Genomic DNA, 13,369 nt, shown 5'->3' with positions numbered 1-13,369 from the left:
GGGCAAGGTAAGCTTTAGGATTGCTCATCCAATGCCGTCAGCATTGAGGTCAAAGCTTTCGTAAAAACAACAGTATCTTTCTGGGTTAAGTGACGGCTAAAGTATTGAGCGATGCTCTGAGAATAGACCGTCCACATTTTCTGCTGCATCTCTAGTCCCGCTTTCGTCAAAACGGCAAACGCACCTCGTCGATCGTCTTTGCACACTTTTCGTTGAATCAACCCCGCGTTCTCCAGGCGATCGGCAAGGCGGGTAACATTGGTGCGGTTCACTAGTAGCTCCTGTGCCAATTCACTTAACCGCATTTGTTGGTCAGGAGCTTGTTTTAATGCTATCAGCACATCATACCACTCGAATGGGGGCAATCCCGCCTGCTTAAAGTCTTGCTCTACTCGGTTAACCAGACGAGTATGCGCCATCAGAAAGATTTTCCAGAGGGAGTTTTGAGCCGAATCAAGCTGAGTCATCCGATCTCCACTATTAATTCTTATTGTAATAATTGCAATTGTAATTAATTAGTGCTATATCTTAAAGTAGTTACAAATGTAATTATACCAACTGTAACTACTGTGTTTTAAAATCAGTCCGATACCCCTTGATTAGTAGTGGGGCGATTGTTGAATCGTTTCCGCTCTCCTACCTTCGTCCACTTCCTGGAGGCATCATCATGCTAGACATTCCTCCTGTCAAGTCAATAAGCTTTTCCCATAATTTACTAGGACTCATTGCCATTCTCCTGACGGTTCTGTGTTGGGCGATCGCTGCTAACGTTGCCTTCGATTTGTTTAGGGCTGGTATTGAGCCGTTGGAATTAGCAGGAGCCAGTGCAATGATTGCAACTTTTGGTTTAGCAATTCTCCATAGTTTTTGCGGACGTGGACAGGTTAAACCCATGAGCCTAAAACAGTTTGCACTAGGGCTGGTTATGGTCTTTCTCGTTGCCGCAGATTACGTTGCGATTCAACAATTACCCGTTGCGATCGCGATCGTTCTACTCTTTACGGCTCCCATGCTGGTGGTTTTGTGGACGGCATTAGCAACTCGTCGCCCTCTATCCCGATCGGTTCTGGGTGCCCTGGCATTGTCGATGCTGGGAGTTATCCTGGTCTCAAAACTCCTGGAAAGCAGCCTGGAGCAGGTTAATTGGTTTGGCATTGGAATTGGTTTAACCACTGCACTCTGTTTTGCTGCCTACATTATCTTAAGTGAGCAATTGGCAGGAACAAATGAATCCATTGAAATTCTGCTAAAAACTTATGCGATCGCCAGCTTGTTCTGGTTGGCATACCAGTTTACGCAAGGATTACCCACCACCCTGTTAACTGCTGAACACTTCTCAAACGTATTAATCGTGGGAATCGTCGGAAATTTGTGGCCCTACCTGCTGTTTTTGTGGAGTATGCAACGAGTTCCTGCCGAGCGAGTTGCGATCGTTGCCACCTTAGAACCTTTGGTTGCGGCAATACTGGCATGGCTCTGGTTTGGACAAACGTTAACGCCGTTGCAAATCATCGGTGGCGTTCTCATTATCGTTGCCGTTACAACCCTGCAACTGCAAGGAACTCGACTTTTTCAACATAAATCCCTGAATTAGATAAAATCTTGTGAAGGTTTCCTATGACTCACATATTGCATATCGACACAAGCCCACGCCTTGAACGCTCACATTCCCGCTCTCTGGCAAGAGAATTTTTAGAGCAATGGAAACAGCATCATCCAGAAGCAACTGTGACGTATCGGGATCTGGCACTCAACCCTGTTCCTTATATTGACGAAACCTGGGTGAGAGCAAAGTTTACCCCGGAGGATGACTATACGCCTGAACTGGAAAATGCGATCGCTCTTTCTGACCAATTAGTTGATGAGTTTTTGGCAGCCGATCGCTATGTATTGTCTGCACCCATGTACAACTTTAGTATCCCGGCTGTTCTCAAGTCTTACATTGACTATATTGTGCGCCCCAGACGAACCTTTGCCGTCACCCAGAATGGATTTCAAGGTTTAGTAACCGATCGCAAAATGCTTTTGGTTCAGGCAAGAGGCAGCGATTTTCGTCCTGGCTCTGCATACGATGCAGTGAACTTTCAAGAACCCTATCTCAAGACCGTTTTTGGCTTTATTGGTATCACTGACATTGAGACAATTAATGCCAACGGACTCAATATTGAACTGCGCGATCGGGAAATTGCTGCTGCCAAATCTACGATTCAAACTCTTGCTGCCACTTGGTAAGAACTCTGTCATTTATACCCTGATGAGCCGTCTCACCAGGGTTTCTGTCTTGGATGGTTTAGCCTCCGATCGCACTGACTGCTGCACCTTCAAACGCAGTGTTAATTGATATATCCCTCCAAGCCGCCAAATCTGCCTCGAAAGCCTCCATTTTGCCATGAACTGCATCCAGGGTATCTGCTCCCAGTACTAACCGTAATGGAGGATGGGAATGATTCACCACTTGAATCATGGCAAGGGCTGCCTTGTGAGGATCGCCAGGTTGTTGCCCGTTCATCTGTTGGAGCCATTGCAGCATTTGTCCGCTGGTTGCAGCATAATCATCGATCGCTTGAGTTGGAGAAACCAACTTGCCATTGAAGGCTGTGCGAAATGCACCAGGTTCAACAATAGTAACGTGGATGCCCAGCGGTGCAACTTCCTTTGCTAAAGCTTCTGACCAACCCTCCAAAGCAAATTTTGAAGCACAGTAAATGCCTGCCCCTGCAAAGCCAATGAAGCCACCACTGGAGGAGATGTTGAGAATATGTCCTGAACGTTGACGACGCAGATGAGGTAGAACAGCACGAGTCACACCCAATGCGCCATATACATTCGTTTCAAACTGTCGCCGCACATCGGTATCGCTCACTTCTTCTACGGCTCCAAATACACCGTATCCAGCATTATTTACCAGCACATCAATCCGTCCAAAGGTAGCAATAGTTTGATTCACAGCCATTTGAATATCAGCGGATTGGGTAACATCTAGAGACAAAGACAGGATGCGATCTCTATATTGTTCTATCAAATCATTTAGCTTATCAGGTTGCCGAGCCGTTGCAATCACAATTTCACCACGCTCTAACACGGCTTGGGTTAAAGCACGTCCAAATCCTGTTGAACAACCTGTAATAAACCATACACGAGGTTGTTGTGTTGTCATAATCATTCTCCCGTTGTTTGTCAGTTGATCGATGGAAGAAATGTTTGATTAGTCACTTGTAGAATGACCAGTGACTAATGACTAAGAGCAAAGTCTAGATACTTGCAACAGAACCTCCATCAACCCGTAAATTCGTACCTACGATAAATGAGGCGGCTTCGGATGCGAGGAATACAACGGCTGCGGCAACTTCACGAGAAGTTCCGCCTCGTCTTAATTCGATATGAGGTCGGTTCTCTTTTAAGAAATAGGTCTCAGCCTCTTCAACGGTGAATTCTTTTTCTTGGGCAATTTGAGCCAGCATTGCTTCTACCATTGGTGTTTTGATAAAGGCGGGGGAGACACTATTCACCAAAACCCCGTGTTGCCCATAGGCTTTAGACAAGCTTTTTGTCAGGTTTAGAAGTGCTGCCTTGGTAGCGCTGTAATGAGGCATTACAGCATCAGGCTGCAACCCACTTTCAGATGACAAATTGATCACCCGTCCCCATTTCTGTTGGGTCATGTAGGGTACAATTGCACGAGTCAGTTTTACGACAGAAAAAAGATTAAGGTTGAAGACTTGTAACCATTCATCATCGGTGAGGTCTTCAAAGGATGAAATGCTGCCTAAAATGCCAGCATTATTGACTAACACATGGATTGTGCCAAATTGCTGAATTGCCTGAGAAACAACTCGTTCAATTTCATCAGTTTTGCGATCGCCAAAACCTCTGCCGCACCTTTCTCTGTTGCATCCGCTGCAACTTGCTCCAGTTCGCTTTGGGTACGTGCGACCAAAACAAGCTTACTCTTTTCTTCACCAAATGCCAGAGCGATCGCGGCTCCTAAGCCTTTGCTGGCACCTGTCACCAACACAACTTTATCACTTAGTCCCAGTTCCATTGTCCGATCTCTTGAACCTTGCTGTAGCAGGATTGATTCTTCTAGCCTAAACAAAATTTCCTAAAAATTACAGACAAAATATCAAGTATTTTAGCTTTTTTGTTTAACTATTCAAAAAATAAAAGCAATTTAACCTGATAAAGTAAAGTACTTCCTGTAAAGTGCTTGAATGAATAGAATAGCAGTAAGTAGAGTAGTTTGAGAGGTCAGTATGGGAGCCGTAGCAAATCTGGATGAAGTAGACTGGCAAATTCTTTCTATCTTGCAAACAGAGGCAAGGATTTCGTTTAAGGAACTGGGTCAGCGGATTGGGTTAACGGGAACCGCGATCGCAGAACGAGTCCGAAAACTAGAGGATGAAGGCATCATTGAAGGCTACAAGATTAAAGTCAATCGAGAGAAAATAGGTTTACCCATAACAGCATTTTTTAAGTTGCGGGTGCAGATTGAACACTGTCAACGATTGCGAGAATTGGCGATCGCTCTGCCTGAAGTGATTGAGGCACATCGCGTTGTAGGCAACGAATATTACATTTTGAAAGCAGTTCTCCCTTCCATGCAGCACCTGGAAGCGATGATGGAGCGATTTTTGCAACTGGGAGCGGTCGAAGTTTCCATTGTTTTATCTACAGTTGTGGCTGACAAAGCAATTCAAAAACAATTCTGACAAATCTTAAGGATCGATTGGATGGGGTTGACGGGGCGCAAAATAAGATGAGCCTGCCGCTGCCAGAGCGATCGCCAGGATAGCCACGATCGCCTGTGGTGAAAGCTCTTCGTTAAGAATCAATAACGCTGCCAGGGCTGCCGCTACGGGTTCTAGACTCAGCAGAATGCCAAAGACCTGCACAGAGAGTCCGCGTAAGGCTGCTAATTCAAGCGAATAGGGAATGGCAGAGGAAAGCAGCGCCACGCCAAAACCCGTCAGCATTAAATGTGGTTGGAGCAAGGCTGCGCCCTCTGTAAACACGCCAAGGGGTAACAGAAGTAGGGCAGCGATCGCCATTGCCCAGGCTAACCCTTCACCACCCTCCAACGCCTGCCCGATGCGTGCTGAAAGCAGAATGTAGGCAGCCCAACAGGTGCCAGCTACCAGCGCCAGTCCAATACCTATTAGATCGAGCGTCACCCCTACAAAGGGCGTTAGCAAGAGGATGCCAGTACCTGCTAATAGCACCCACAGCCCGTCGAGCCATCGTCGCGAGTGGGCAAGTGCGACACCCAGAGGTCCCATAAACTCAAGCGCCACAGCTATCCCAAGCGGAATCCGCTCGATCGCATAATAAAACGAGAGATTCATTACTGCTAGAGCGCATCCGAAGGCAACCAGCAGCCAACGAATGGCGTAGATACGATGGCTTAAACGCGGTCGCCATAGACCAAACAGCACGAGCGCGGCAAATCCCACTCGCAAAAGGACAATGCCTGCCGGACTGCTTTGGGCTAAAAGGGACTTAGCGATCGCCGATCCCAGTTGAGCGGAGCCAATAGAGAATAGCACCAGTCCGGTTGGTGGGACTGGTATACCAACTGTGAGTTTCTTCATGGGTTAGCCTGTTTCCTGCCTTTTTGAAATGTCTCTTCAAAAGTTTTGAGTTAACAAGAGCCTTAAGACAGAGGATTGAAATAAGGACGCACTCAATTGTTCGACGTTTCTCCAATTAGATATTTTTCTTTTTTCGGGCTTAAGCCCAAGGCGTAGAGACCAATTGCGGAGTTATTCATCTCAACTCAAAACTAAGAACTCAAAACTCAAAACTCCGCGTAGCGGTGAATAATCTAGGCTAGAGCTTCTTGAAGTATCGGGCGATCGGCAATAGTCTAAAACCGAGTTTTTCATAAGTGCGACGGGCGGGAGCATGACCTGGATCGCCGCCAGTTTCGACCATTGCAATCGACATTCGGGCCTCTTTCATCCAATCAAGGGCGAATTGCGTCAGAGCGCTGCCAATACCACGACCTTGAAAATCTGGATCGACCGCAACCATATAGATTTCACCCATGCGAATCTCTGCATCGAGTTTCACAGCAACAAAACCTGTGATTGAGCCAGCATCCAGCGCCACCCATACATTGCTATCTTCAGCAGTACAGACTGCTTCAACCGCCTTTTGCTGGCTCACACGCCAATCATTGGGATAGAGTTCCCGGTAAACATCAAGATCCATCACGTTCTGAATCGACTCAAAAACCGGAGTCCAAGCTCGAAGGGAAAGACGAATAATTGTATCTAGTTGTTTAGCTTCGTAAGGTTCAATCTGTATCTCCATTGGAACTTCCAAAATCAATCATCCAACTAACTGGCAAGTTGATATACACCACCACGCTCTAAGGCTCGTTTGTATGCTGGGCGAGAATGGATGCGATCGCAAAATTCCATCAATCGTGGACGACTGGCATTCAATCCACCCCGCGTTACCGCTGCTTCAATGGGAAAGCTCATCTGAATATCAGCAGCCGTAAATTCCTTTCCAGCGAACCAGGGAGTTTTCCCCAGTTCTGATTCGAGATAATTCAAATGTTGTGTAATTTGAGGATTAATGAATGTCTCTTTAGTGCTGCTTGTAATCATGTGTGCGATCGGTTTGACGAAGAACGGCATCGGTTGCTGTTCAATGCGATCGAACACTAGCTTGAGTAGCAAAGGCGGCATCGCTGAACCTTCGGCATAATGCAACCAGTACGTATAGCGCCATCGTTCTGGTGTACCGGGTGAAGGTGCCAATCGTCCTTCACCGTATTGCTCTACCAGGTATTCAATGATGGCTCCCGACTCTGCCAGTGTCAGCGTTCCATCAGTGATGACAGGCGATTTACCCAAAGGGTGTACCTGCTGTAACGATACGGGGGCTAACAGTGTTTTGGGGTCACGTTTGTAGTACTTGATGTCATACTCTAAACCCAGTTCCTCCAGTAGCCAAAGGATACGCTGGGAACGCGAATTATTTAAGTGATGGACAGTAATCATTTGATTTCTCCATCTGTTGTCAATATTACTATTGGAGTTATTTACAGGATGAAGCAGCAATACCTTTGGCAAGCCATTTCCGTAAGCCAATACTATTGGTTTTCCTATCCTGATAACTCTTTCTAAAGTAGAGAAATTATTTACGGCTGAATTAGGACTTTACAATCAGTAAAATGGAAATCCAAGAACTTCAGACACAGCAAGAATGCCAAGAGCTTTTCATGTTATGCGTGAGCTTCACCGTGATTTAAACGCTCCTAAAGTATTTATAACGGAAAGGCTGATTTTACGCCGCTCTCGTCTTTGGGATGCGGCAGCAATTTTTGAATACGCCAGCGATCCTAAAGTCATTCATTACATGGATTATTGCCCCCGTACTGATGTTAGTGAGGTTGTGAAATTTCTTGAGGAGCAGTCTCAACAGTGGAAATCAGGCAGCTTTTCCTGGGTTCTTACAGTCAAACCTGACGATCGACCCATTGGTACGATCGCCTGTTGGTTAGAAGATCATAAAGCTGGTTTTGGTTATCTACTACATCAGCAATATTGGGGACAAGGTTATGCAACAGAAGCGGCGCGTGTTGTAGTGGAGTGGGCGATCGGTCTACCAAACATCTATCGGGTTTGGGCAACTTGTGATACTGAAAACGCTGCTTCAATAAGAGTTCTAGAAAAATGTGGTTTGGTTTTTGAAGGGAGATTACGCTGTTATTCAGTTCGTCCCAACATTTCAGCAATTCCTAGAGATGTATTGATGTATGCAAAGGTACGTGACAGAAGCTAAAACATTTGGGTCTTCCAGAAGCTATCTTTATCTATGGCAATGGTTATCTCTACTAAAAGAACTTGGACATGGAAATTCAGATTGAATGATTCAATTCGTTACCCTAAAGAAAGGATTCGCATATTGGTTCGGCTCAATATGGTTGGTTCTTTGCTTATAACCAAGCTGCATCTTCCATCGTTGCGATCGCTCTTAGTGCAGCGAAATAGCAACTCTGCAAACCCAAACTGAAGGTTGGATTGCCGGATTACAGTTAGCTATGCTCTCGTTGAGAGATAGTACCAATCCTGCCAAATTGATTGATTCATTTGGCGGCAATCAGCGATATATTCTAGATTATCTAATAGAAGAAGTTTTAGAGAGTCAATCCCCATTGGTACAATCTTTCCTTTTACACACTTCTATTCTTAGACAAATGTGCGCTTCTTTGTGTGAAGCAGTTGTAGGAGAGAATTCGGTTAATGGAGCCGATATTTTAGAACAACTGGAACGTCAAAAATTGTTTGTTGTGCCATTGGATGAAAATCGCACTTGGTATCGATATCATCATTTATTTGCCGAATCATTACTTCATATTTTACATCGAACTCAAGCCGATCGCCTTTTAAAATCCCATTTTTTGGCTGCTCAATGGTACGAACAGCAGGGAATGATTACAGAAGCAATTCAACACGCTATTGCTGCCAAAGCTTTTGAGTATGCAGTCAGTTTAATTGAGCGAGAAATTCAGACTAGCGAAAATCCGGGTTTTGATGTAATAACTTTACGAAATGCCCTCAAAGAATTACCCAATGAACTAACTCAAACTCGCCCTTGGTTGGTAGTAGTAAAAGCCTGGGTAGGATTTATGTCTTCTCAGTTTAACGAGGCGATTTCTGCTATTCAAACTCTTGAACAGTTACTTAATCAGAACAATCAAATAACAGAAAACACTGAACAACTTTGGGGATTAATCATTGCCCTAAAAGGAATGCTTGCTCGTCAACAGGGAAACACTTCTGAATCAGTGGCATTGATGGAAAAAGCATTACAATTATTGCCACAAAATAATTCTTGGTTGCGATCGCTCGTCTCACTCAATCTCGGTGTCACATACTTTGTTGCAGATAACTATGAAGCTGCTAAACAATTATTACCTCAAGTTAGTCGGATTGGCAAGGAGCGAGGTGCTGCCGATTCAGCGATCGCCGGACTATATTTACAAGCACAATTTTTGACATTGCGAGGTTGTATAAATGAAGCTACATTACTCTGTCAGCAAGGTTTGGATTTAGCAACCTCACGTCATTGGTTAGCAACATACGCTGGAGTATTAGTAGAGGTAGCATTAGCTGATTTGTTACGCGAACAAAATCAATTAGAAACTGCTGCTCAACACTTAATTCAAAGTATCGATCGCGCTATCCAAAACCACCAACCCGGATTAATGATGGGCTACATTACACTAGCACGAGTGCGTCAAGCACAAGGAGATTTTCCAGCAGCTAGAACTGCTATTGAAGCAGCCCAAAATTGTCAAACTTGGCTTTGGCCTACTATCCTTTCTGTAGAAGCTTGTCAAGTTAGGTTGGATTTGGCTCAAGGGAATTTAGATGAGGCGATCACTTGGGTTCAAAATAGTGGTTTGAGCGTCGAGGGTGAATTACAATATAGTCCAACCGAACATTTTCCTCAAGGTTCTGAACTCAATTATTTAACATATAGCCGAGTTTTACTAGCCTACGGTCAATATAAATCAACACCGTCCTATTTACAAGATGCCCTGCAATTATTAACTCGATTATATGAATTTGCTAAATCTGGAGGACGAACAATTCGGGTTATGGAAATTCTGCTGTTACAGGCGTTAGTTTTCCAAGCTCAAGGTGATAGAGAAAGAGCGATAAATTACCTGAATCAAGCATTAAATATTTCTCGTTACGGCAATTATATTCGTCTGTTTTTAGATGAAGGAAAACCAATGGTTCAGTTATTACAATATGCTGTTTCAAAAAATATTCATTCGCCAGAAGTGAATCGTTTATTATCTGCATTTAGTTCAGTAGAGGAAAAGAAACCTGCTGCCATTCAATCATTAATTGAACCGTTGAGTACTCGCGAACTGGAAGTATTGCATTATTTAGCAACTGGAATGTCGAATCAGGCGATTGCAGAACAACTATTCGTTAGTTTAGCAGCAGTCAAATGGCACGCTCGAAATATTTATGGCAAATTGGAAGTGAACAATCGCACTCAAGCAGTAGCCAAAGCTAGGGAATTAGGGATTTTATCATAGTTAAACCGCAACTTCTAAGACCTATCCTTTTGGCTAGTGAAAGTGTATAGCGATCGCGCCACACTGGAATCAAACACTAATTCAATAGATTAATGCTAACTCAACAGATAGCGGGAATAATGCTCGCACTCACCCGACAAGTACCCACCAACTTAGTGAGTGAAATGACTTTTCCTCTCTGGGGTTTAGTGATTTTTATTTTGTGGACAATCGTTGTCGTTATCCTTTTACTCACTGTGAGAATTCGGCATCTAGCTGCGGGTGGATCTGTCAAAGATTTCGCTACTCCAAACGACGAAAGTTTGCTTTGGCGACTATTTCGAGTTCAAGCGAACTTAATAGAAAACTTGCCTTTGTATTTAGGAGTGGTCTTTCTCCTGACAGTTCGGGGTGTTTCTGGAATAGTAGTAGATGTGCTGATTGTGGTGTATATCGCATTTCGGATTATACACTCACTAATTCACATTTTTGGTATCGATCCAAAGTTCCGGCTTTTAAGTTTAGCGATTCAATTAACTTGCTTAGTTACTTTAATTACCTTGGCAATTTTTTAGTTGAGATACTGACAATGGAGATCGTCACTAAAAGATTTCTTCTCAGAGATTTTAACAAGGAAGACGAACCTGCATTTTTCGCCTATCATGCCGATCCAAAGTATGCTCAATTCTGTACACCAGAAGAACTAGCACCCAGCCATACCCGCGAACTTCTCAGGCTTTTTGAGCAGTGGGCAACCGAACTTCCCCGTCTTAATTATCAGCTGGCTATTGTCGATCGACGTTCCGCTGGAGAACTAATTGGCTGTGCTGGATTACGCTGTCAGGGGAACAATGCTTTTTGGGCAGAATTAGGCATTGAATTAGCACCTCAATTCTGGGGGCGTTACGCATACACAATTGAGATTGGGAAAGCTCTAATTGAGTTTGGATTTCAAGAATTAGGCTTAAAAGAGATCCGAGGTGTTTCTGTTAGCGCAAATGTGCGTGTGATTCGTTTAGCACAACGGTACGGGTTCATTGCTGTTGGCACAAAACCTGGTTCCGATTGGATAAGTGAGCGAGGATGGCATCAAATTGAATGGCAGCTTACCAGGGAGTTCTGGGAGAGTTTATCAGCAATTACTTAGTGAAGTAATTATTGGCAGGAAGGTCTAATTATGATTTCAGAAAACAACAAACTATCAGCAGTTCAGATTATACTGGGTATAGTTTATCTTATAATGATTCCGGTATTAACTCTCTTTCTTTCCGGTGATTGGTTGTGGGTGGAAGGATGGATTTTTGGAATTTGGTTAATTGTTATTTCGGGAATAACTCTAACTTATTTAGTTCAAAAAGACCCAGAATTACTCAGAGAAAGGTTTAAGCAGCCCGGATCTGACAACCAGAAAGAATGGGATAAATATTTTATCTATGCACTTGAATTGCTATTTTTGGCTTGGATTGTCATCATGCCCCTAGATGCCAAAAGATATGAATGGACGATCGACTTTCCGTTCTGGTTAAAGCTTTTGGGAGGCATTGAATTATTAATGTCCTTTTTCTTTTTGTACCGCTCCTTTACAGATAACACCTTTTTATCACCGATGGTCAGAATCCAAACTGAACGAAAACATCACGTTGTTTCCACAGGTGTTTATGGTTTGGTTAGACATCCAATGTATTTAGGAGCGATATTTTTATTTATTGGCACACCACTATTGTTGAATTCCCAATATGGTCTGCTAATTGGTGTAGTAACTTCACTTCTTCTAATTGCCAGAATTTTTGGAGAAGAAAAGATGTTAGTTGAAGAATTAGATGGATATGAAGATTACAAAAATCGCGTTAAATATAGATTGATTCCTTTAGTTTGGTAACGTTTTGGAGTCTTAAAAGATGACACCTAACTCTATTTCCGATCGAGAATCCTCTACCAAAGAGCATGAGCAAACATCACATTCTATTATTGATGATGCACGGGTTGATTGCTGTATTGTGGGTGGAGGTCCTGCGGGTACAGTTTTATCATTGTTGTTAGCGCGATTTGGTATTAATGTAATGTTACTGGAAGCGCATCGAGATTTCGAGCGCGACTTTCGCGGCGATACCCTGCAACCCTCTGCAATGGAAATTATGGCTCAGATGGGATTAGCCGAGGGTTTACTACAATTACCTCATACTAAACTGCGAAGCATTACCCTCAGAGGGATTGGTGGCAAGGTAATTTTTTCTCCCAGCTTTTCTGGTCTAAAAACTGATTTTCCTTACGTCACTGTCATGCCTCAAGTACGCTTCCTTGATTTCATTGTGGCAGAAGCGAAACAGTATCCTAGCTTCCAATTGGTTTTAGGGGCAAATGTGCAGGAGTTGATTGAAGAAGATGGTGTGATTCGGGGTGTTAGATATCGGGGACATGGGGGTTGGCATGAAGTCCGGGCACAGGTGACAATTGGGGCAGATGGTCGTCATTCTCGACTGCGAGAACTGGCAGGATTAGAAGCGATTCCTACTTCAGCACCGATGGATGTTTTGTGGTTTCGTTAAATCGCTTTTCTTTCGGTAGAATCCAGCTATGTTCGTCGCTGGTATCGTCCGGGACTACTGCTGATAGGGGATGCAGCGCACGTCATGTCTCCCGTCGGCGGAGTGGGTATTAACTATGCGATTCAAGATGCGGTAGTCACTGCAAATCACCTCAGTCAACCATTAAAGAACAAGCAGGTAAAAGTCAGTGATTTGGCAGCAGTTCAGCGACAACGGCAGTTACCAACTCGCTTTATTCAATTCTTTCAATCCTTAGTGCAACAAAACCTGATTAAGAGTGCGTTGAATAATCAGCCGTTGCAATTACCTGCATTCCTAAAAATGCCAATTTTTGTCCTTTTACCCAAAAAGTGGCGTAGTTTGTGAATCAAAACTTGGCGAAACAGCAACGAATTTGCGTCGTTTCTGTTACTTAAATCAAAAGATGGCCGGTTTTTAACCAAAAGATGGCCGCAGTTTGAAAGTCAGGCTGTATCTTAATTTGAGAGCGCTTGTACTCCTGATTGATCTGAGTACAGACAACGAAAAATGTGACTTAAGGGAAAAGTTGGCAGCAGTGGCAAGCTTTTCCTTTAAAATTATCGATAATTAAACCTATTAATGTTATAAAGTACGAAAAATCAACCACCCAAGCTGGACTCGTTCTAACTTTCGGCACGCTTATGCCTGAAAAAAGAACGAACGGCAAAATTATACTAAAAATATGGCTAGTACCGACACAAATGCACTCAGGATAAAGTAAGCAGACTTCACTGGCTACAGGCAAAAGGTGGAA

17 protein-coding genes are annotated in these 13,369 nt (G+C 43.7%); 10 read left to right on the top strand and 7 right to left on the bottom strand.

Annotation, left to right across the window (positions count from 1 at the left end):
- Positions 1-14: 14 nt before the first annotated feature.
- Complete coding sequence (locus tag IQ264_RS13100) at positions 15-467, bottom strand: MarR family winged helix-turn-helix transcriptional regulator (RefSeq protein ID WP_193981224.1); 453 nt, start codon at positions 465-467, stop codon at positions 15-17.
- A 200-nt stretch (positions 468-667) separates the two neighbouring features.
- Here IQ264_RS13100 and IQ264_RS13095 point away from each other — a divergent pair, with 200 nt between their 5' ends.
- Positions 668-1,594 carry an EamA family transporter gene (locus IQ264_RS13095; protein ID WP_193981223.1) on the top strand — a complete coding sequence of 309 codons (927 nt, stop codon included), beginning with the start codon at positions 668-670 and terminating at the stop codon, positions 1,592-1,594.
- A gap of 23 nt (positions 1,595-1,617) precedes the next feature.
- On the top strand, positions 1,618-2,232 hold the full coding sequence (locus tag IQ264_RS13090) for an FMN-dependent NADH-azoreductase (RefSeq protein WP_193981222.1): 615 nt from the start codon (positions 1,618-1,620) through the stop codon (positions 2,230-2,232).
- A 58-nt stretch (positions 2,233-2,290) separates the two neighbouring features.
- Here the strand turns inward: IQ264_RS13090 and IQ264_RS13085 are convergent, their stop codons facing one another.
- From IQ264_RS13085 to IQ264_RS33865, 3 genes are all read right to left on the bottom strand, one after another.
- The gene (locus tag IQ264_RS13085; protein ID WP_228061507.1) at positions 2,291-3,157 is read right to left on the bottom strand and encodes an SDR family oxidoreductase; all 867 of its coding nucleotides are present in this window, start codon (positions 3,155-3,157) and stop codon (positions 2,291-2,293) included.
- Positions 3,158-3,251: 94 nt separating this feature from the next.
- Complete coding sequence (locus IQ264_RS13080) at positions 3,252-3,794, bottom strand: SDR family NAD(P)-dependent oxidoreductase (RefSeq protein WP_413470349.1); 543 nt, start codon at positions 3,792-3,794, stop codon at positions 3,252-3,254.
- Positions 3,788-4,042, bottom strand: a complete 255-nt coding sequence (locus IQ264_RS33865; protein WP_193981220.1) for an SDR family NAD(P)-dependent oxidoreductase — start codon at positions 4,040-4,042, stop codon at positions 3,788-3,790. Before IQ264_RS33865 ends, IQ264_RS13080 begins: the two co-directional genes overlap by 7 nt.
- Before the next feature lie 211 nt (positions 4,043-4,253).
- Between IQ264_RS33865 and IQ264_RS13070 the strand changes: the two genes are divergently transcribed.
- Positions 4,254-4,709: an Lrp/AsnC family transcriptional regulator gene (locus IQ264_RS13070; RefSeq protein WP_193981219.1), complete on the top strand. Its 456-nt coding sequence runs from the start codon at positions 4,254-4,256 to the stop codon at positions 4,707-4,709.
- Between the two features lie 6 nt (positions 4,710-4,715).
- Here the strand turns inward: IQ264_RS13070 and IQ264_RS32965 are convergent, their stop codons facing one another.
- The 3 genes from IQ264_RS32965 to IQ264_RS13055 all read right to left on the bottom strand — a co-directional run bounded on the left by IQ264_RS32965 (position 4,716) and on the right by IQ264_RS13055 (position 7,010).
- Entirely contained in the window at positions 4,716-5,192 is a 477-nt protein-coding gene (locus IQ264_RS32965; RefSeq protein WP_228061506.1) for an EamA family transporter, read from the bottom strand.
- Positions 5,193-5,826: 634 nt separating this feature from the next.
- Positions 5,827-6,312, bottom strand: a complete 486-nt coding sequence (locus IQ264_RS13060) for a GNAT family N-acetyltransferase (protein ID WP_228061505.1) — start codon at positions 6,310-6,312, stop codon at positions 5,827-5,829.
- Between the two features lie 26 nt (positions 6,313-6,338).
- Positions 6,339-7,010 carry a glutathione S-transferase gene (locus tag IQ264_RS13055; RefSeq protein WP_193981217.1) on the bottom strand — a complete coding sequence of 224 codons (672 nt, stop codon included), beginning with the start codon at positions 7,008-7,010 and terminating at the stop codon, positions 6,339-6,341.
- Between the two features lie 226 nt (positions 7,011-7,236).
- On the opposite strand from IQ264_RS13055, the gene IQ264_RS13050 reads away from it, so the two are divergent.
- From IQ264_RS13050 to IQ264_RS32955, 7 genes are all read left to right on the top strand, one after another.
- Positions 7,237-7,794, top strand: a complete 558-nt coding sequence (locus IQ264_RS13050) for a GNAT family N-acetyltransferase (protein ID WP_193981216.1) — start codon at positions 7,237-7,239, stop codon at positions 7,792-7,794.
- Between the two features lie 259 nt (positions 7,795-8,053).
- A complete protein-coding gene (locus IQ264_RS13045) occupies positions 8,054-10,069 on the top strand; it encodes a LuxR C-terminal-related transcriptional regulator (RefSeq protein ID WP_193981215.1) in 2,016 nt (671 codons plus the stop codon).
- 92 nt (positions 10,070-10,161) lie between these two features.
- On the top strand, positions 10,162-10,623 hold the full coding sequence (locus IQ264_RS13040; protein WP_228061504.1) for an MAPEG family protein: 462 nt from the start codon (positions 10,162-10,164) through the stop codon (positions 10,621-10,623).
- A gap of 14 nt (positions 10,624-10,637) precedes the next feature.
- A complete protein-coding gene (locus tag IQ264_RS13035) occupies positions 10,638-11,195 on the top strand; it encodes a GNAT family N-acetyltransferase (protein ID WP_193981214.1) in 558 nt (185 codons plus the stop codon).
- A 30-nt stretch (positions 11,196-11,225) separates the two neighbouring features.
- Positions 11,226-11,927, top strand: a complete 702-nt coding sequence (locus IQ264_RS13030) for a methyltransferase family protein (protein ID WP_193981213.1) — start codon at positions 11,226-11,228, stop codon at positions 11,925-11,927.
- A gap of 19 nt (positions 11,928-11,946) precedes the next feature.
- On the top strand, positions 11,947-12,594 hold the full coding sequence (locus tag IQ264_RS32960; RefSeq protein ID WP_228061503.1) for an FAD-dependent monooxygenase: 648 nt from the start codon (positions 11,947-11,949) through the stop codon (positions 12,592-12,594).
- Entirely contained in the window at positions 12,595-12,960 is a 366-nt protein-coding gene (locus tag IQ264_RS32955) for an FAD-dependent monooxygenase (RefSeq protein WP_322744681.1), read from the top strand.
- Positions 12,961-13,369 lie beyond the last annotated feature (409 nt).

It is taken from the genome of [Phormidium] sp. LEGE 05292 (genome assembly GCF_015207735.1).
GTDB lineage: Bacteria > Cyanobacteriota > Cyanobacteriia > Cyanobacteriales > Aerosakkonemataceae > Floridanema.
Note: the sequence above shows the minus strand (reverse complement) of the source record. Positions and strands in the feature narration are given on the sequence as shown.

Bases quoted from the DNA above. Each gene is read 5' to 3' on its own strand.
- IQ264_RS13090 (WP_193981222.1), top strand. From the start codon at position 1,618: ATGACTCACATATTGCATATCGACACAAGCCCACGCCTTGAACGCTCA.
- IQ264_RS33865 (WP_193981220.1), bottom strand. From the start codon at position 4,042: ATGGAACTGGGACTAAGTGATAAAGTTGTGTTGGTGACAGGTGCCAGC.
- IQ264_RS13040 (WP_228061504.1), top strand. From the start codon at position 10,162: ATGCTAACTCAACAGATAGCGGGAATAATGCTCGCACTCACCCGACAA.
- IQ264_RS13030 (WP_193981213.1), top strand. From the start codon at position 11,226: ATGATTTCAGAAAACAACAAACTATCAGCAGTTCAGATTATACTGGGT.
- IQ264_RS13035 (WP_193981214.1), top strand. From the start codon at position 10,638: ATGGAGATCGTCACTAAAAGATTTCTTCTCAGAGATTTTAACAAGGAA.
- IQ264_RS13100 (WP_193981224.1), bottom strand. From the start codon at position 467: ATGACTCAGCTTGATTCGGCTCAAAACTCCCTCTGGAAAATCTTTCTG.
- IQ264_RS13085 (WP_228061507.1), bottom strand. From the start codon at position 3,157: ATGACAACACAACAACCTCGTGTATGGTTTATTACAGGTTGTTCAACA.
- IQ264_RS13095 (WP_193981223.1), top strand. From the start codon at position 668: ATGCTAGACATTCCTCCTGTCAAGTCAATAAGCTTTTCCCATAATTTA.
- IQ264_RS32960 (WP_228061503.1), top strand. From the start codon at position 11,947: ATGACACCTAACTCTATTTCCGATCGAGAATCCTCTACCAAAGAGCAT.
- IQ264_RS13045 (WP_193981215.1), top strand. From the start codon at position 8,054: ATGCTCTCGTTGAGAGATAGTACCAATCCTGCCAAATTGATTGATTCA.
- IQ264_RS13050 (WP_193981216.1), top strand. From the start codon at position 7,237: ATGCGTGAGCTTCACCGTGATTTAAACGCTCCTAAAGTATTTATAACG.
- IQ264_RS13055 (WP_193981217.1), bottom strand. From the start codon at position 7,010: ATGATTACTGTCCATCACTTAAATAATTCGCGTTCCCAGCGTATCCTT.
- IQ264_RS13070 (WP_193981219.1), top strand. From the start codon at position 4,254: ATGGGAGCCGTAGCAAATCTGGATGAAGTAGACTGGCAAATTCTTTCT.
- IQ264_RS13060 (WP_228061505.1), bottom strand. From the start codon at position 6,312: ATGGAGATACAGATTGAACCTTACGAAGCTAAACAACTAGATACAATT.